The following is a 17198-nucleotide window of genomic DNA, read 5'->3' as shown; positions in this document are numbered from 1 at the left end:
GAACCCGATGGCTCAGATTTCCCGGAGGAACTCCGATACCAGCGCCAGCCCTTGCTCCATCACCTGTCGATCATTGGCAAAGCCAATGCGCACATACCCCTCGATATCCAGGGCACTGCCCGGTGTGAACATCACCCCCTTGGTCTCCAGCAGCTTCACGCAGAACGCTCGTGACGGCATGTCCACGTCGATCTTGAGCAGGGCAGTGGTGCCGGCACTGGGCTTGACCCAGGACACCCGCGGCTCTTTCTCCACCCAGGCTTCCAGCAGCGCCAGGTTCTCCCGGGTAATGGCGTGGGCGCGATCGAGAATGTGCCGGCGGTTTTTCCAGGGCGATGCAGGCGAAGTGATCGTCGAGCATGCCGACGCTGATCGTGTTGTAGTCGCGATGGATCGACACGGCATGGATCAGCGCCTGCGGCGCGACGATCCAGCCCAGGCGCAGCCCCGCCAGGGAGTAGGTCTTGGACATGCTCGGTACTGATGCCTTTCTCGTACAGGTCGGCGATCGATACGGTGAAACCAGCGCCATGCTGATCGGTACCGCGATAGACCTCGTCGCACAGGAGCCAGGCGTCCACCGAGCGGGCGATCTCGACGACCTCTTCGAGCAGCGCCCGGCCCATCAGCGAACCGGTCGGGTTGTTCGGATTGTTCAGGGCGATGACCTTGGTATTGGCCCTGACCATACCGCGCAACTCGTCGGGATCCGGAAGGAAAGCGTTTTCTTCGCGCAGGCGCAGGATCGACACCTCGGCACCGTAGCTCTGCGGAATCGAATAGTGCTGCTGGTAGGTGGGTGCGACCGACACCACATGGTCGCCAGGCTCCACCAGGGTTTCATAGACCAGTGCGTTGGCGCCGATGGCGCCGTGGGTGACGATCACGTTGTGCCGTTGCTGATTGTCGTAGAGCGAAGCGATCAGGTCGCGCAGGCGCTCCGAGCCTTCGATGGCGCCGTAGGTCATTTTCATCGGCAGCAATTCGCCGAGGATGGTCCCGGTCTTGCCGCCGAACTCCAGCAACTGGCCGATGGTTATGGAGTCGACGCAGGTCTCCGCCAGGTTGTAGCGGCACTGGGTCTCATAGGCGTTCATCCAGATCTCGACGCCAAATTCCTTGATCTTCATAAGGTTGTCTCGCTTTCTTGAAGCAGATTGGTAGGACCCGGGCAAAGCTATTTATAGCCTTAAAGTCTACCGTAGACAGCAAGTCTCTTCGAAAGAACAACGCGTATCCTGTGGGAGCGGGTTCACCCGCGATTGCGATCGTGAATTCACCACAGCAATCGCGGGTGAACCCGCTCCCACAGGGCCCCTGCAAATCAACGAGTTATAGGAACCTGCTCACGCAGAAGCTTGACCCATTTGAACACCGTCGCCCGACCCAGGCCCAGAACGCTGGCCACGTAGTCGGCAGCGCTGCGCCCCTCGAAAGCCCCTTCGGCATATAGGGCTTCGACCAGCGCGCGCTTGTCCTTCATCCCCAGGAGGCTCAGCGATAGCTGGCGCTCGGCGAGCCAGGCGTGGAGAAAGGTGTTGATGCGCTCCTGCCAGTCGTCGCGGAACAGCGCTTCCGGCTGGGGCAGCAGGCGACTGACCTGGAAAAAGGCGTTCAGCGCCTCGCGGGCCTGGTCCAGCACCGAGAAATTCAGGTTGATGCACAACAAGGCCTCGGCCTTGCCCGCCTCATCGCGCAGCACACTGGTGATGGAGCGGATTTTCTGGCCGTTCCAGTTGAGCTTTTCATAGGGGCCGAGACTGGACGCCTGGTCAAAGTCACCGGGCAGTTCGTCCAGCGCCGAATCGTCGCCAAGCTGGCGCTTGGAGAAGTTGTTGGCGATATGCACCACCGTCTGGCTGGCCAGGTCGTGAACGATCACCTCTGCGTGGGGGAACAGCAGGGTGGCGATGCAGTCGGCGATGGTCTTGTAGTTGTCCAGTTTCTTCATGGGGGGACGGTGGCGTGTGCAAAAAGGGCAACCATCATAGCCCCCGGGCAAAAAAGATGAACCTCGGGCCAAGCCTTCGGCTCAGAACAGTTAGCGACACCTAAACAGGTTGCAACACCAGAACCGGAACTGAAGCGAGGATTCAACGATGAATACACTGTTGCGTAGCGCGGGCTTTGCCCTGGCCTTCACCCTGGCGGGCGCGGTGCATGCCGCCCAGGATGCCGATGACTTCGTCGAGGACGCCTCGGCCAAGGGCGTCGCCGAGGTGGAAGCGGCCAAGCTGGCCCAGGAAAAAGGCACCGCAGCGGATGTGAAGTCCTTTGCGGCGATGATGCTTAAGGACCACGGCGCGGCCAACGAGAAGCTGAAATCCCTGGCAGCGAGCAAGAAGCTTGAAGTGTCGAGCGACGCTGACCTGATCGACAAGGCCAAGGCCATGATCCTGGAACTGCGCGGCGCCAAGTCGTTCGACCAGGCCTATGCCAACAACCAGGTCAACGCCCATGAAGCGACCATCAAGCTGTTCGATGACTACGCGAAGGATGGCAAGGACGCGGAACTGAAGGCATTCGCCGCCGAGACCCTGCCAACCCTGAAAGCCCACCTGGAAAAAGCCCGCCAGCTGGCCGCCGCCCATGGCGGCAGCTCGGTAGGCTCGGGGGCGACCACCCGCGATGCGACCGATCCGGTGGTGCCTGGCCCAGGCGGCGTTCCGACCACCCCTAAAGACCACTCGGAAACGACCAAGCCTTAAGCTACCAAGGGCCGCTTTGCGGCCCTTTTTTTCAGGAGAACCCGCATGCCCGATCACGACATGCCACCCGGCCAGTTGGAACCGTCGAGACCGCAGGTCGAGATTCCCGACGAGCACGACAAGGCACCGGATCCGGACGCCGACCCCTCGCTTGGCGACGAGCAGGACGAACCCAGGGGCGTGCCGGCCAGTGACCCCGAGTCCGGAGCCTAGCGCCCTAGCGCCCCAGCACCGCCCGCACCGTCTCCTGCAACACCTCGAACGCCACCGGCTTGTCGACGTGGGCATTGAACCCTGCCGTCAGCGCCTCGGCCTTGTCCTGGCTGGCGCCGAAGCCGGTCAGCGCAACCACAGGCAGCGCGTTGAAGCGTGAGTCGGCGCGTATCCGGCCTATCAGCTCCAGCCCGTTCATCACCGGCATGCCGAGGTCGGACAACACCAAGTCGAAGACGCTATCGCCGTCCAGCCGCTCCAGCGCCTCGAGCCCGTTGCTTGCCAGGGTCACCTCGGCGCCTTCCAGCTCCATCAGCGCCTTCATGATTTCGAGGATGTCCTCGGAGTCATCGACGATCAGTACCTTGAGCCCGCTGAAATCGCCCGGTGTCAGGTCGAGCTCGCCGACCATTGGCTGTTCGTCGCGGCTGTAGTGCGGCAGCCAGACGCTGAAGGTCGCACCCAGTCCCAGCCCGGCAGACCTGGCCTCGACCCGGCCGTGATGAGCCTCCACCAGCTCGCGCACCAGCGCCAGGCCGATGCCCAGGCCGCCACGGTTCTGCCCGTGGCGGTGCTCCGGCACCTGGCCGAAGAGGTCGAAGATCAGCGGCAACGATTCGGCGGCGATACCCTGGCCGGTGTCCTGCACGTCGAATCGCACATGGCTGCCTTCATCTACCAGGCGCAGGCAGATGCGACCGCCGGCATCGGTGAATTTCAGGGCGTTGTTCAGCAGGTTCCAGATGATCTGTTCGATACGCACCGGGTCGGCGTCGATCACCAGGGTTCCTGGGCATCTTCGGGCAATTGCAGTTCGATAAGGATACGTTCCTCGGCCGCGTCGTCCTTGGCCACCGCGGCGATATCGCTGAGCAATTGCTGGAGCAGCACCGGCCCGCGGTTGAGCTTGAGCTTGCCGGTATTGATCCGGGACAGGTCGAGCAGGTCATCGATGATCCGCGCCTGGCTGCGTACCGCGCCCAGGATGGTATCCAGTGCCCGCCCGGCCACGGCATTGCCGCGCACCAGGGGCAGGCGGGTCATCAGTTCGCCGTTGAGCTGGATCAGGTTGAGCGGGTGCTTGAGCTCATGGGACATGACCGCGAAAAACTCGTCCTTGAGCTTGCTGGTGTTACGGCTCTGCTGCAGTTGCCAGACCTGCTCGGACTCCTGGCGCTTCTTGTCGGTGACATCCCGACCGATCTTGGCGAAGCCGTGCTGGCCGTTGTGCAGGGCGGTGGTCACGCCGCTGCAGAAGAAGCGACTGCCGTCCTTGCGCTGCAACCAGCGCTCGTCGTCGGCACGGCCATCCCTGCGGGCCAGGCGCAGTTCTTCCTGGAGCACGCCGTTTTCCCGGTCTTCGGGCAGGAAGATCAATTCGGCGCTGCGGCCCAGTACGTCTTCCTCGCTGTAGCCGAAGGTGCGTTCGGCGCCGCGGTTCCAGGTGGTGATCAGGCCCTGGGCATCCATGGTCAGGATGATGAAGTCCTGGGTGCTTTCGGCCGCCAGTCGCAGGCGCTCCTCGCCTTCGCGCACGCGCTCCTCCGCCTGGCGCCGCTCGGTGATATCGATGAAGGTCAGTACGGCGCCGTCGATCAGGTCCTCGGTGGTGCGGTAGGGCAGCAGCCGGGCGATATACCAGCGACCATCGGTGCTTGGCACCTCGCATTCGATGATGCGCAGCGACTCGAAGGCGGCCACCGCGTCATCGGCCATGCCCGGGTAGTCGAGGCGATGGGTGATGTCGAGCAGCGAGCGGCCGGTGTCCGAGGGAATGATGCTGAAGATCTCGGTGGCCCGCGGCGTGTAGGACTTGATGCGCATGCGCCGATCGACGAACACCGTGGCGATATCGGTGGAGGCGATCAGGTTCTGCAGGTCGTCGTTGATCTTGCCGGTTTCCTCGACCTTGCTCTTGAGTTCCTGGTTGACCGTGATCAGCTCTTCGTTGATCGACTGCAGCTCTTCCTTGCTGGTTTCCAGCTCCTCGGTGGTGGAGCGCAGTTCCTCGTTGATGGCCTGGAGTTCTTCATTGGAAGCCTTCAGCTCTTCGGTGGAGGTCTCGGATTGCTCCACGGTGGCCTGCAATTGCTCCTTGGTCCGGTGCAGTTCGCCTTCAAGCTGGGAGAGCACGCTGTCCTTGCCGTCGTCGCGGATACTCTTGACTTCGGCACTCATGGTTTCCTCGACCTCGTCGAACAATACCAGGACGAAGTCGGCATCCAGGTCGCGGAATGGCCGGGCCACCATGTTCACGTAGTAACTGCGCCCCTCGCGCTCGAGCTGTACGCGCCGCGCCTCGATACTCTTGCCGGTCTGGAAGGCCTGGAACAGCGCAGTACGCAACTCCAGGCGCAGTTCAGGCAGCACCTGCACCAGAAGATTGTGCGACGGCTCGCCGCCGACATAGCGCAGGAAGCGCCCGGCGCGATCGGACATGTGCACGATGTCCGAGTCCTGGTTGACCACCACGCTGGGCGGGCCGTACTGCTCCAGCACCCGCTGGTGGACCTCGGCGAAGGACACCTTGCGCCGCTCCAGGTTGCGCTCGACATTGGGCAAGGAAAACCCGGTGAAGGCGTTGAGGGGCAGGGCAGGGGTCGGCCTCCCCAGGCTGGAACTGGCCTTGGCCCGGTAGATCCGGTTCTTCTTGTCCACGGGGGTGAACAGATCGAGGCAGACGTCTGCCGATTCCGAACTGCCGAGGAACAGGTAGCCACCCGGGGCCAGGGCGAAGTGGAACATCTGCAGTATGTCCGCCTGGACCTGCCGGTCGAGGTAGATGAGCAGGTTGCGGCAACTGATCAGGTGCAGCTTGGAGAAAGGTGGGTCGCGCAGCAGGTTGTGCAGGGCGAACAGCACGCGCTCGCGGATTTCCTTCTTGACCCTGAAGTGGGTCTGCTCCTTGGCGAAATGCTGGCGCAGGCGTGCCGGCGGTATATCGGTGACCACCGCCTCGGGATAGACCCCGGCCCGGCCGACGCCGATGGCATGTTCATCGATATCGGTGGCGAACACCTGGAACTTGTGGCTGGCATGGCTGAAGTCGAGATGATCGGCCAGCAGCATGGCGATCGAGTAGGCCTCCTCGCCGGAAGAACAGCCTGCCGACCAGGCCCGCACCGTGGGGTCGGTTTCGCCGGTGAGCTCGAACAGGCGCGGAATGATTTCACGCTCCAGCGCTTCGAAAGCCTCGCGGTCGCGGAAGAAGTTGGTCACGCCGATCAGCATGTCGTCGAGCAGGGCGCGGGCTTCCTCGGTATTGACGTTGAGGAAGTCGCGATAGGCCGGCAGGTCGCTCAGGCGGTTGACCTGCATGCGCCGCTCGATCCGGCGCAGTACGGTGGCCCGCTTGTAATGCTTGAAGTCATGGCCGGTGCGGGCGCGCAGGATGATGATGATGTCGCGCAGGGCGGCATCGGCGGCGCGCTCGTCCTCGGCGGTTTCGGGATTGTGCAGCGGCGCCTCGATCTCTTCGCCCAGCGGCAACTCGATGCTGCGCATGTTTTCCCACAGTTCCACCAGCTTTTGCGGCATGTCCACCACCGGCAGGACGAAGTCCACCTGGCCAGTGGCGATGGCGTTGTGCGGCATGCTTTCGTATTCGGCATCGTCCAGGGACTGGGCCAGGGTCACCCCACCCTGTTCCTTGACCCTCACCAGCCCGGCGCTGCCGTCGTTGCCGGCACCGGACAGGACGATGCCGATGCTGCGATGACGATGGGCGTCGGCCATGGTGCGGAAGAACACATCGATGGCGATATGTCGCGGCTGGCCACTGGGCCGCTCGGTAACGCGCAGGTAGCCGTCGAGCATTTCCAGCTGCATGGCAGGGGAGATCAGGTAGACGTGGTTGGGCTCGATCGGGGTGGGCTTGGTCACCTGCTGCACGGGCATGCGCGTGACCTTCTGCAGGATGCGGTCGGCGCTGCTCTCGTGTTCAGCCGAAAGGTGCATCACCACCACGAAGGCCATGCCGCTTTCATTGGGCATTTCTTCGAAGAAATGCAGCAGCGCGGCCAGCCCGCCTGCGGAAGCCCCCAGGCCAACGATGGGGAATGGCAGGAAACTGGGCAGGGAAGTGTAGGGCGTCTCGGCCTGTAGCGTCTCGTCGGGTTTGTTCATTCCTAATGCTCTGCTGACGCGTGATGACCTGCCATTGAAGGATTGGACAGCCACGGTGCTGCCGTCCTGGCGCAAGCGCCGAACTTTACCGCATAAAACCTGCGCGCAGGGCTCAAGTGCGGGGTGTTTCGCCAAGCTGCGCACGCACCTGTTCGAGATCGTTCTCGATCGTGCTCAGTTGCATGTCCACTTGTTCTGCTGCCCTGGCCATATAACTGACCTGGGCTTGCAGGCGCTTGAGGCCTTCAAGGTGGGCAGCGATTGCGTCGCCCAATCGTGCGCCTTGCAGTAATTGCCTTGTCCGTAGGGGTTCGTTGGGCAAACTCATCGGAGATTTCCTTGGCAGATTTAGGTTCGGTTTATTTTTTGACCCTTGGCATGGGCGGATGGTTGCTTGCCGTTTGCAATCTCTGAACTGAAGATGAAACTTGAATCATTTAGTTACATTAACACGACTTTTTCACAAGCTCCGCTATAACATAACCCGCACACCCAACCCCAAGAACCGGTCGATAAGCCTTCCCGGAGTTCCCGTATTCACATGAGCGCCAAACCAGCCAGCACGGACGGGCAGTTCGAGGAAACACCGCGCTTTCAACAAGCTTCCTTGCATACGCTTCGCCTGGCCCGCCTGATCCAGGGCTCGACATTGACTGCGGCGCTGCTGTGGCTCGGCGCACTGTTTATAGGCGTGTTCGATCCGGCAAGCCAATGGGTAGTGGTACTGGCCATGAATGCGGCGGCCCTGGTGCTGTTGGCAGCAGCAGGACGTTCAGCCTGGGCCGTGGCCAGATGGCGCGCCGAAGCCATCGGTCACCAGGCCGTGCGCCTGGCCCTGTGGAGCGCTTCGGACAATCCCGACGATCCGCCCCTCAGTGCACTGGAACGTGGCCTGTTGCGCATTGGCCTTGCAGGTCGGCGCCAGTTGCAGCGCCTGGGCAGCGAAGCGCTGTGGCTTGCAGGCTTGGCGGTACTGGCGCTGGTAATGGTCGCCAGCGCCTGGCGCCTCGACCTGCCGGCACCGGCAGCGGCGGGGCAACTGCACTGGCTCGCGGGCGGTGTGCTGGCCCTGGCGGCGTTTGCCTTGGTGGTGGCGGAGCGTCATCTGGCCAGCGAGAACCCGGTCGTGTGGCCGGAAGCCGCGGACCTGGCAGCACAGATCCGCTGGTTGGTGGCCGTGCAGGTGCTATCGATCGCCTGCCTGCTGTTTACAGGCGGCGAGCGGCTGTGGCCGGTACGCCTGGCGGTGCTGACCGGCCTGTTGCCGGCCACCCTGGCCATGGAACTGATCCTGCGCGCGCTGTTTTCCGTGTTCAGCCCCAGGCGCGCCGGGCAGGAACCACGCCTGCTGGCCCGCAGCCTGGTCTGCGGCCTGTTGCAATGGCCGCCACGCCCGCTGGCGTTCCTGCGTCATGAGCTGCACCAGCGTTTCGGCATCGACCTGCGTCAGGTCTGGGCCTTCGACTTCATGCGCCGTGCCGCGTTGCCGGTGCTGGCCCTGGTTGCCATGGTGGGCTGGCTGTTGACCGGAGTGACGCAGATCGCGATGGACAATCGCGGCATCTACGAGCGCTTCGGCAACCCGGTCGAGGTGTGGCAACCCGGGCTGCACCTCGGATTGCCCTGGCCGCTGGGCAGGGTCCTGGTGGTCGACAATGGCCAAGTCCACGAACTGGCGACCAGCGGCGACGCTGCCCTGGCCGACCCGCTGGCCGATGCGGAAGGCCCGGCGCCCGCCGCGGCGAACCGCCTGTGGGATGCCAGCCATATCAGCGAAAATGCCCAGGTCATCGCGGGCGACGGGGGCGGCCGGCAGAACTTCCAGATCGTCAATATGGACGTGCGCTTCATCTATCGCATCGGCCTGGACGACCGCGCCGCACTGGCCGCGACCTATCACAGCACCGACGTCGCCATGCTCCTGCGCACCATCGCCAACCGTGTGCTGGTTCGCGATTTTGCCAGCCGGAGCCTCGATGGCGTGCTCGGCGCCGAGCGGCAAGCGCTTGGCCAGGACATAGGCGCGGCCGTCCAGGCGGATCTGGATCGCCTGGACAGCGGCGTGCAGGTCCTCGTCACCTCGGTGGAGGCGATCCATCCGCCGGCAGGCGCGGCCAATGCCTACCACGGCGTCCAGGCCGCACAGATCACCGCGCAGGCCCTGATCGCCCGTGACCGTGGCAAAGCCGCCGAACAAAACAGCCAGGCATGGACCAAGGCTACCGGCCTTGACCACCAGGCCATCTCCAGCGCCCATGAAACCGAAGCCAGGGCGCGAATCGCCGAGCTGCGCTTCAGCGCCGAACGCAGCGCCTGGCAGCAGGCGGGACAGGCCTTTGTCCTCGAACAGTACCTGGACCATCTGGCCAAGGGCCTGGGCAAGGCCAGCAGCCTGATCATCGACCACCGCCTCGGAGCTGCGCAGGCCCCGACCCTGGACCTGCGCAGCTATGCATTCCCCCTGGACCCCGCTGCGGGCCCGGGCACAGGCAAACCCGCAACCCGACCTGACCAGGAGCGTGCCCATTGAGTCACGATCATGCCGATCACTCCCATGCTCATGGCTGCCGCCAGGATCATGCCCATGACCACGAGCATGAACAAGCCGCCACCGGGCCGACCTGGCGCCGCCTGCTGGTGGCAGCGGCGCTGGCCCTGGTCATGCTCGCCGCCGCTTGCCTGGTGCAGGTACGCACCGGCGAGGCCACGGTAGTGACTCGTTTCGGCAACCCCGCACGCGTTCTGCTCGAGCCCGGCCTGGCCTGGCGCTGGCCGCTGCCGTTGGAGAACACCGTGCCGGTGGACCTGCGCCTGCGTACCACCTCAAGCGGCTTGCAGGACGTCGGCACCCGGGACGGCCTGCGCATCATTGTCCAGGCCTATATCGCCTGGCAGGTGGAGGCCACGCCGCAAAGCATCAAGCGCTTCATGCGTGCGGTGCAGAACCAGCCCGACGAAGCCGCGCGGCAGATCCGCACCCTGGTCGGCTCGGCCCTGGAAACCAGCGCCAGCGGCTTCGAACTGGCCGACCTGGTCAACGTCGATGCGAGCAAGGTGCGCCTCGACGCCTTCGAGCATCGCCTGGGCGAACAGATCACTGGCCAGTTGCGCGAAACCTATGGGGTCAAGGTGGTGCAGGTGGGCATCGAGCGCCTGACCCTGCCCAAGGTCACGCTGGAAGCGACGGTTGACCGGATGCGTGCCGAGCGCGAAACCATCGCCACCGAACGCACCGCCGTAGGCAAGCGCAAGGCCGCCGAGATCCGCTCCGCCGCTGAACGCGATGCGCGCATCATCGAAGCTGACGCCAGCGTCAAGGCTGCGGACATCCAGGCCCGCGCCCAGGTCCAGGCCGCACAGGTCTATGGCAAGGCCTACGCCGGTGCGCCCGAGCTGTACAACCTGCTGCGCTCGCTGGATACCCTGGACAACCTGGTCAATCCGGGCACGCGCGTGGTCCTGCGCACCGACGCCGCGCCGTTCCGCGTGCTGGTGGACGGCCCGCCAACAGGGGCGAAGCCATGAGCAAGCGAGGGCAGGGCAGCGCCGCGCCCTGGCTGCAGGCTGGACGCATCGGTTTCGTCGCGGTGTACGGGGTCACCTTGCTGGCGGCGCTGGGCTGGCTGTTTGGCAATGTCCGCGAGATCGGCCCGGAAAGCCGTGCGGTGGTCCTGCGTCTGGGCGCCGAGCAACGCATCCAGAATGCCGGGCTGCTGCTAGCCTGGCCGCGGCCGTTCGAGCAGGTACTGATGCTGCCATCGGCTGGACGCGTCACCGAGCGCCGAGTCGAATTGCTGCTGCGCTCGGAAGCGGCGGTCAAGGCCGATCACGATGTGAAACTGGCCGGCGATGCCACGGCCGGCTCCGGCTATCTGCTGACCGGTGACGCCGGCATCGTGCAACTGGATGTGCGGGTGTTCTATCAGGTCAACGAACCCTATGCCTTTACCCGGCAGGGCACTCATGTCGAGACGGCCCTTGATCGCCTGGTGGAGCGCAACGCCGTGCAGATCTGCGCCTCGCGAGACATGGACACCATCCTGGTCGCCCGCCCCGAACTGGTCGGCACCGACAGCCAGCTTGCCGAACGCCGCGAGCGCTTGCGTGGCGACCTGCAGCACGGCATCAACCGCAGCCTGGCGGCGCTCAAGGCCGCCGGCACCGACCTGGGCATCGAGGTGGTCCGGGTCGATGTGCAATCGGCCTTGCCCCAGCCAGCCGTCAATGCCTTCAACTCGGTACTGACGGCCAGCCAGTTGGCCGAGCAGGAAGTGGCCGGCGCCCGCACCGACGCCGCCCGGCGCCTGCAGGAGGCCACGCAGAACGCCGACCGCACCGTGCAGGTGGCCGAAGCCGAAGCGCGGGAACGCCTGTCCCGCGCACAGGCCGGCACTGCGACCATCGTCGGCCTCGGTCAGCAGGACGACCCGGGCCTGATGCTGCGCCTCTATCGCGAGCGGGTTCCGGCGATCCTCTCCCGAGCAGGCTCGGTGACCCTGGTCGATCCGCAGGATAGCGGTCGCCTGATCCTCGACGGTCCCAAACCTTGATCAAAGGACTCCAATGAGCGCCCATCACCACCATCACGGCCACGACCATCACCACCATGGCCATCTGCATCTGGGCACCGGCCTGCTGTCCGGGGACGAGCGCCGCCAGGCCGCGCGGCAACTGAGCCTGGCTATGATCGCCCTGGGCCTGCTTGGCCTGGGCCTGCTCTGGCGCTGGCTGGCTCCGGGGCAGGACAGCGTGGCCGATGTATTGCTCGGCATAGCCTCGCTGCTGGTGGCGGTGCCGGTGTTGCGCTCGGCCTGGCATAGCCTGCTGCACCCGAGCCTGCACGGGATCACCGACCAACTGATCGCCCTGGCCATGCTCGGCGCCTGGGCCACCGGTGACCTGGCCACTGCGGCGCTGTTGCCGATCATCATGATCCTCGGCCACGTGCTCGAAGAGCGCAGCATGCTGGGCTCGCAGGAGGCCATCGAAGCCCTGGGGCGCCTGACACGCAGCCAGGCGCGCCTGCTCGATGCCAGTGGCCAGGTGCGCGAAGTCGACAACGCCAGCCTGGTACCGGGAGACTTGGTGGAAGTACGCGCCGGTGACCGGGTGCCTGCCGACGGTCAGGTACTGGAAGGCCAGGCCAGCCTCGATAACTCGCCGATCACCGGTGAGGCACTGCCCCAGGAAGTCGGGCCAGGAACGGACATCCACGGTGGCGCGATCAACCTCGACGGGTTCCTCAAAGTGCGCATCAGCCGGGTCGGCAGCGACTCGACCCTAGGCAAGGTGATCGCCCTGATGCAGCGCGCCGAGCAGGCCAAGCCGCCGATCACCCGGTTGCTTGAGCGATATGCCGGTCGCTACCTGCTCCTGGTATTGCTGATCGCCGCGGCTACCTGGTTTATCACCAGCGATGCCCAGGCCATGCTGGCGGTGCTGGTAGCGGCCTGTCCCTGCGCGCTGGTGCTGTCGGCTCCGGCCACGGCGATTGCCGGCATCGCCGTGGCGGCACGGCACGGCATCCTGATTCGCGGCTCGGCGTTCCTCGAAGAACTGGCGGACCTTTCGTCCCTGGTGATCGACAAGACCGGCACCCTGACCCATGGCTCGCTGCACCTGCAGCGGATCATCCCGGCGGGCAGCGAATACCCGGACAGTGAAATCATCGAACTGGCCGCCGGCCTCGGGGCAGCGAGCAGTCATCCGGTGAGCCGCGCATTGGCGCGCCTGGTGCCTCACCAGCAATTGCCAACCCTGAGCGACGTGCATGAACGCCAAGGCTTCGGCGTGGTCGCCGGGACGAAGCGGGGAGAGGCCGCACTGGGTCGCCCTGAACTGTTTGCGCAAATGGGCATAGCCATCCCGCCAATTCCCGAACACGACGGCCCGATCGCCGGCCTCGCCCTGGAGCGCCGCTTCATCGCCTGGCTGCTGCTCTCCGACAGGCTGCGACAGGAGGCCCCGCAAGCACTGGCGCAACTGCGTGAGCTGGGCCTGCACCGGCAACTGCTGCTGACCGGCGACCGGCAAAGCGTTGCCGAAGCGGTTGCGCAGCAGGCCGGTATCACCCAGGTAGTCGCCCAGGCGCTGCCCGAGGACAAGCTGCATCACGTCAACCGCGAATTGCAGGCCGGCTTCCGGCCCATGGTGGTGGGTGATGGCATCAACGACTCGCTGGCACTGAAGGCTGGTGCAGTGGGCGTGGCAATGGGGGCGGGCGGGGCGGATATTGCCCTGGCAGCGGCGGACATAGTGCTGATCAACGGCGATCTGCGCCGGCTGGGCACCTGCGTGCGCTTGAGCAGGGAATACCGGCGCACATTGCAGTGGAACGTGGTGATCGGACTTGGCTGGACCCTGGCGATAGTGGTGGCTGCAGCCTTCGGGCTGCTCGGCGCAGCAGGCGCGATGATCGCGGCGTTGCTGCACAACCTGAGTACCTTGCTGGTGCTGGGGAATGCCGGGCGGTTGTTGCGGTATGACGAAACAGGCGGGGAAGGCGGCGCTTGATAGCCTGCCAATTTATAACTCAATTAAATATTCATTTAGTTTAGTTATAAACAAAATGAATATCAGGTCAAAAGGGCACGAACCAGCCAGACGGTCAGGCCGCCGCTTTCCGGATCCTCTGCAACATGATCCAGCTCCACGAAACCATGGGTTTTCAACAATGCCCGGTACTCCTGCGGATCAAGGCTGGCGTGATACAGCGTCTCGCCCTCGAGTTCGCCAAGGGCCTCGCCATGGCTGGGGCCACTGGTGAACATCAGCAATGCACCGGGCGCCGCGTGGCGTTTGAACACCTCAAACATCCGGCGCTGATCCTCGTGCGCCAGATGAAAAAAGCTGTTCCAGGCCAGGATGCCGGCAAACTGGCGATTCAAAGCCACGCTGCGCATATCCGCGTGAATCCATCGATGCCCGGCAAAACGCTCGCTGCACAAGGCGATCATTTGCCTCGAAGAATCCACGCCGGTCAACCCATGGCCGGCTTCGATCAGAAAGCGCGCCACGGGCTGGCCGGAACCGCAGCCAAGGTCGAGGATGGCCGAGCACGGAGGCAGCAGTGAATGAAAACGTTCGATCCATTTGCGTTCGATCAATCGATCGCCACGCAGGCGACTCCAGGTTCGGGCATGGCGCTCGTAAAGATCGATGACGCGCTCGGCGGATGGGTGGTGCGGCATGGATGACGTTCTGCATCGATTTAGGGTTTTGGGGTATCCGGAATTTCTGGTTGATAAAATGCCAAAGATGTAAAGAAGAAAATCTTTCTCAGCGGATTATCTGATTGATCCTCTTCAGCCTACTCTACTGCCAATTTTCTGTTTCCACCTTCGCCTGAGTCTTCATAGCGATGCTGACTAGGGAGGACAGCGAGAGCTGGGCAAGCGTCAAAGCGGTTCTGGTTCATGCGCAATCCGGACACCTGCACAACATTCCTCTTGTAAGAAACCGATCAAATTCTCTAGGTGCCCATACTCGGGTATACAGACAATCGTGCGGCTATGTTTCTCCTGCCGGATCAGCCCTACCTTGGCCATGCGCGCAAGGTGATGTGATAGCGTCGAAGCAGGAATACCCAGCCCCTTCTGGATATCTCCGACCGAAGCCCCATCATGGCCAGCTTTGACCAGAAAGCGGAACACGGACAGTCGGTGACTATTCCCTAGCTCAGCTAAGCTGGCTGCAACCTTTTCGTGATCCATAGCACGCCCCAATAATTCGATGTTTCTAGAATTATAGTTGACAGGTCGGATAAACGCAAGTAGGCTGCGTACATCATTTCGACAATACTAGAAATATAGGAGTAATATTGAATGTCATCTCAACTCCAAGACGCTCTAGGCATGTTCGCCTTTCTCGCTATCGAGCTATCGGTTTTATTCATTGGCATTAGCTTGCTGGTCGGAGTTCTTCAACGTCACATCCCACCATCCAAGGTGGAAGCGTTACTGACTTCCAGTGGGAAGCGAGGCTATTTTCTTGCTGCTGGTTTAGGAGCTATAACGCCCTTCTGTAGTTGCTCGACTATCCCCATGTTGAAAGGGTTGATTCGGGCACGGGCCGGTTTTGGGCCGATGATGGTGTTTCTTTTCTCATCTCCGTTGCTGAATCCTATCGTCGTCGGCCTGCTGGTTGCCACGTTTGGATGGACACTTACTGCTATCTATGTGCTCGCCGCTTTGGTGGTCGCGGTAGGTGCCGGATGGCTGCTTCACACGCTTGGCTTCGAGCGTTATGTGCGCCGGACGGCGACACAAGAGAGCAGTGGATGTAGTTCATCAGCAAGCCCGTGCAGTGCTACATCGACCGCATCGAGTTGCGGCACCAACAGCTGCGACACCACTCCGAAGACGGCTTCTTGCGGGGCTGATAGGAAGACAACAGTCTCTACGTCTAGCGAATGCTGTGACAGTCAACCCACTGTCACGGTTAAGAAAGAAGGGAAGTACAGTGGTGTGTGGCGGGAAGCTTGGTCGGACTTTATCGATGTGTTGCCTTACCTGCTCATCGGTATTGCGATTGGCAGCGTGATCTATGGTTTCATGCCCACTGACTTATTGGAGCAGTATGCAGGCCCAGATAATCCCTTTGCCATTCCAGTTGCCGCTGTCATCGGCGTGCCGTTGTATATTCGCGCTGAAGCCGTCATACCTCTGGCAGCGGCTCTGATGGCCAAAGGCGTGGGTGCCGGGACGGTGCTAGCGTTGATCATCGGCAGTGCCGGAGCCAGCCTGACTGAGCTCATTCTGTTGCGCTCTTTGTTCACGCTGAAGCTTTTAGCGGCGTTTTTAGCAGTCATTTTTGCTATGGCGATGATTGCCGGTTACGCCACCTACCTGTTTTTCTGATCAAGGCGGGAGATGATTAATTCGTTAAGCCTTCCTGGGTACCAGTTGGTGGATTCTGATGAGCAGAATGAAGACATACATTTTCGGCTTGAAGCACCTACACCAGTAGCCTGCGAGGGGTGCGGCGTGCAGGGTGAGTTCGTGCGGTTCGGCAAGCGTGACGTTCCCTATCGTGATCTGCCCATCCACGGCAAGCGGGTCACTCTCTGGGTGGTCCGCCGCCGATACACCTGCCGGGCCTGCAAGACAACATTCAGGCCCCAGCTACCGGAGATGGTGGACGGATTCCGTATGACACTGCGGCTGCATGAGTACGTGGAGAAGGAATCCTTCAACCACCCCTACACCTTTGTGGCGGCACAGACCGGCCTGGACGAGAAGACGGTGCGCGACATCTTCAACGCCCGCGCCGAGTTCCTGGGGCGCTGGCACCGCTTCGAGACGCCCCGCATCCTGGGCATTGACGAGCTATACCTGAACAAGCGCTACCGCTGCATTCTGACCAACATTGAGGAGCGAACCCTGCTCGACCTGCTGGCCACCCGCCGCCAGGACGTGGTGACCAACTACCTGATGAAGCTGAAAGACCGGCAGAAGGTCGAGATCGTCAGCATGGACATGTGGAACCCCTACCGGGCAGCGGTCAAGGCTGTGCTGCCCCAGGCCCGTATCGTGGTCGATAAGTTCCATGTGGTGCGCATGGCCAACGATGCCCTAGAGAGAGTGCGCAAGGGCCTCAGAAAGGAGCTGAAACCGTCCCAGAGCCGGACTCTCAAGGGAGACCGGAAAATCCTGCTGAAACGCGCTCACGAAGTCTCAGACCGGGAGCGCCTCATCATGGAGACCTGGACAGGCGCGTTCCCGCAACTGCTGGCCGCCTACGAGCACAAGGAGCGCTTCTACGGCATCTGGGACGCCACCACACGGCTCCAGGCAGAAGCCGCCCTGGACGAGTGGATAGCCACCATCCCGAAGGGCCAAAAGGAAGTCTGGAGCGATCTGGTCAGGGCAGTGGGAAACTGGCGCGAAGAGACCATGACCTACTTCGAGACGGACATGCCCGTCACCAACGCTTACACGGAGTCCATCAACCGACTGGCCAAGGACAAGAACCGTGAAGGGCGCGGTTACTCCTTCGAGGTGATGCGGGCACGAATGCTCTACACCACGAAGCACAAGAAGAAGGCACCGACTGCGAAGGTCTCTCCTTTCTACAAGAAAACCATCGGTTACGGACTGCCGGACTTCGCAGAGGAACTCAACTACGGAGTCGATCTATCAACCATCTGATAAT

The 17198-nt window shown here is 62.7% G+C and carries 13 protein-coding genes and 2 pseudogenes; 8 read left to right on the top strand and 7 right to left on the bottom strand.

The genetic code is table 11. The features are described 5' to 3' along the window. Positions 1 to 12 precede the first annotated feature (12 nt). The 3 genes from CSV86_RS31900 to CSV86_RS11590 all read right to left on the bottom strand — a co-directional run bounded on the left by CSV86_RS31900 (position 13) and on the right by CSV86_RS11590 (position 1951). Positions 13 to 159: a hypothetical protein gene (locus CSV86_RS31900; RefSeq protein WP_240160416.1), complete on the bottom strand. Its 147-nt coding sequence runs from the start codon at positions 157 to 159 to the stop codon at positions 13 to 15. Further along, on the bottom strand, positions 156 to 1130 hold the full coding sequence (locus CSV86_RS11595; RefSeq protein WP_240160415.1) for an aminotransferase class I/II-fold pyridoxal phosphate-dependent enzyme: 975 nt from the start codon (positions 1128 to 1130) through the stop codon (positions 156 to 158). The genes CSV86_RS31900 and CSV86_RS11595 overlap by 4 nt, the downstream gene beginning before the upstream one ends. A gap of 194 nt (positions 1131 to 1324) precedes the next feature. Beyond that, positions 1325 to 1951, bottom strand: a complete 627-nt coding sequence (locus CSV86_RS11590; RefSeq protein WP_009402194.1) for a helix-turn-helix transcriptional regulator — start codon at positions 1949 to 1951, stop codon at positions 1325 to 1327. A gap of 148 nt (positions 1952 to 2099) precedes the next feature. Between CSV86_RS11590 and CSV86_RS11585 the strand changes: the two are divergent. Then, a pseudogene (locus CSV86_RS11585) lies at positions 2100 to 2603 on the top strand (DUF4142 domain-containing protein); the annotation flags it as partial. Between the two features lie 150 nt (positions 2604 to 2753). Further along, a complete protein-coding gene (locus CSV86_RS11580; protein WP_009402190.1) occupies positions 2754 to 2921 on the top strand; it encodes a hypothetical protein in 168 nt (55 codons plus the stop codon). Between the two features lie 4 nt (positions 2922 to 2925). Here CSV86_RS11580 and CSV86_RS11575 read toward each other — a convergent pair. Both CSV86_RS11575 and CSV86_RS11570 read right to left on the bottom strand, forming a co-directional pair. Next, positions 2926 to 7046: pseudogene (locus tag CSV86_RS11575) on the bottom strand (CheR family methyltransferase). 112 nt (positions 7047 to 7158) lie between these two features. Next, positions 7159 to 7374, bottom strand: a complete 216-nt coding sequence (locus CSV86_RS11570) for a hypothetical protein (protein ID WP_009402186.1) — start codon at positions 7372 to 7374, stop codon at positions 7159 to 7161. A gap of 213 nt (positions 7375 to 7587) precedes the next feature. Between CSV86_RS11570 and hflK (CSV86_RS11565) the strand changes: the two genes are divergently transcribed. The 4 genes from hflK (CSV86_RS11565) to CSV86_RS11550 are packed head-to-tail and all read left to right on the top strand — an operon-like array spanning position 7588 to position 13559. Further along, on the top strand, positions 7588 to 9576 hold the full coding sequence (gene hflK / locus CSV86_RS11565) for a protease modulator HflK (protein ID WP_009402184.1): 1989 nt from the start codon (positions 7588 to 7590) through the stop codon (positions 9574 to 9576). After that, the gene (hflC, locus tag CSV86_RS11560; RefSeq protein ID WP_009402182.1) at positions 9573 to 10571 is read left to right on the top strand and encodes a protease modulator HflC; all 999 of its coding nucleotides are present in this window, start codon (positions 9573 to 9575) and stop codon (positions 10569 to 10571) included. The genes hflK (CSV86_RS11565) and hflC overlap by 4 nt, the downstream gene beginning before the upstream one ends. Next, complete coding sequence (gene hflK, locus CSV86_RS11555; protein ID WP_009402180.1) at positions 10568 to 11596, top strand: protease modulator HflK; 1029 nt, start codon at positions 10568 to 10570, stop codon at positions 11594 to 11596. The genes hflC and hflK (CSV86_RS11555) overlap by 4 nt, the downstream gene beginning before the upstream one ends. A 13-nt stretch (positions 11597 to 11609) precedes the next feature. Beyond that, positions 11610 to 13559 (top strand): heavy metal translocating P-type ATPase, encoded by a 1950-nt coding sequence (locus tag CSV86_RS11550; protein ID WP_009402175.1) that lies wholly within the window; start codon positions 11610 to 11612, stop codon positions 13557 to 13559. 62 nt (positions 13560 to 13621) lie between these two features. On the opposite strand, the gene CSV86_RS11545 is transcribed toward CSV86_RS11550, so the two are convergent. Together CSV86_RS11545 and CSV86_RS11540 are read right to left on the bottom strand one after the other, a co-directional pair. Then, positions 13622 to 14236, bottom strand: coding sequence for a class I SAM-dependent DNA methyltransferase (locus CSV86_RS11545; protein ID WP_009402173.1), 615 nt, complete (start codon positions 14234 to 14236; stop codon positions 13622 to 13624). A 207-nt stretch (positions 14237 to 14443) separates the two neighbouring features. Beyond that, the gene (locus CSV86_RS11540) at positions 14444 to 14758 is read right to left on the bottom strand and encodes an ArsR/SmtB family transcription factor (RefSeq protein ID WP_000349485.1); all 315 of its coding nucleotides are present in this window, start codon (positions 14756 to 14758) and stop codon (positions 14444 to 14446) included. Between the two features lie 141 nt (positions 14759 to 14899). On the opposite strand from CSV86_RS11540, the gene CSV86_RS11535 reads away from it, so the two are divergent. Together CSV86_RS11535 and CSV86_RS11530 are read left to right on the top strand one after the other, a co-directional pair. Beyond that, a complete protein-coding gene (locus tag CSV86_RS11535; RefSeq protein ID WP_040363373.1) occupies positions 14900 to 15904 on the top strand; it encodes a permease in 1005 nt (334 codons plus the stop codon). 12 nt (positions 15905 to 15916) lie between these two features. Then, on the top strand, positions 15917 to 17194 hold the full coding sequence (locus tag CSV86_RS11530; RefSeq protein WP_000610830.1) for an ISL3 family transposase: 1278 nt from the start codon (positions 15917 to 15919) through the stop codon (positions 17192 to 17194). The last annotated feature ends 4 nt before the right edge of the window (positions 17195 to 17198 follow it).

This window comes from Pseudomonas bharatica CSV86 (assembly GCF_000319305.2).
Taxonomy (GTDB): Bacteria; Pseudomonadota; Gammaproteobacteria; order Pseudomonadales; family Pseudomonadaceae; genus Aquipseudomonas; species Aquipseudomonas bharatica.
Note: the sequence above shows the minus strand (reverse complement) of the source record. Positions and strands in the feature narration are given on the sequence as shown.

Coding starts and splice junctions, on each gene's coding strand:
- CSV86_RS11595 (WP_240160415.1), bottom strand. CDS start 1,130: ATGAAGATCAAGGAATTTGGCGTCGAGATCTGGATGAACGCCTATGAG.
- CSV86_RS11590 (WP_009402194.1), bottom strand. CDS start 1,951: ATGAAGAAACTGGACAACTACAAGACCATCGCCGACTGCATCGCCACC.
- CSV86_RS11580 (WP_009402190.1), top strand. CDS start 2,754: ATGCCCGATCACGACATGCCACCCGGCCAGTTGGAACCGTCGAGACCG.
- CSV86_RS11570 (WP_009402186.1), bottom strand. CDS start 7,374: ATGAGTTTGCCCAACGAACCCCTACGGACAAGGCAATTACTGCAAGGC.
- hflK (WP_009402184.1), top strand. CDS start 7,588: ATGAGCGCCAAACCAGCCAGCACGGACGGGCAGTTCGAGGAAACACCG.
- hflK (WP_009402180.1), top strand. CDS start 10,568: ATGAGCAAGCGAGGGCAGGGCAGCGCCGCGCCCTGGCTGCAGGCTGGA.
- CSV86_RS11550 (WP_009402175.1), top strand. CDS start 11,610: ATGAGCGCCCATCACCACCATCACGGCCACGACCATCACCACCATGGC.
- CSV86_RS11545 (WP_009402173.1), bottom strand. CDS start 14,236: ATGCCGCACCACCCATCCGCCGAGCGCGTCATCGATCTTTACGAGCGC.
- CSV86_RS11540 (WP_000349485.1), bottom strand. CDS start 14,758: ATGGATCACGAAAAGGTTGCAGCCAGCTTAGCTGAGCTAGGGAATAGT.
- CSV86_RS11535 (WP_040363373.1), top strand. CDS start 14,900: ATGTTCGCCTTTCTCGCTATCGAGCTATCGGTTTTATTCATTGGCATT.
- CSV86_RS11530 (WP_000610830.1), top strand. CDS start 15,917: ATGATTAATTCGTTAAGCCTTCCTGGGTACCAGTTGGTGGATTCTGAT.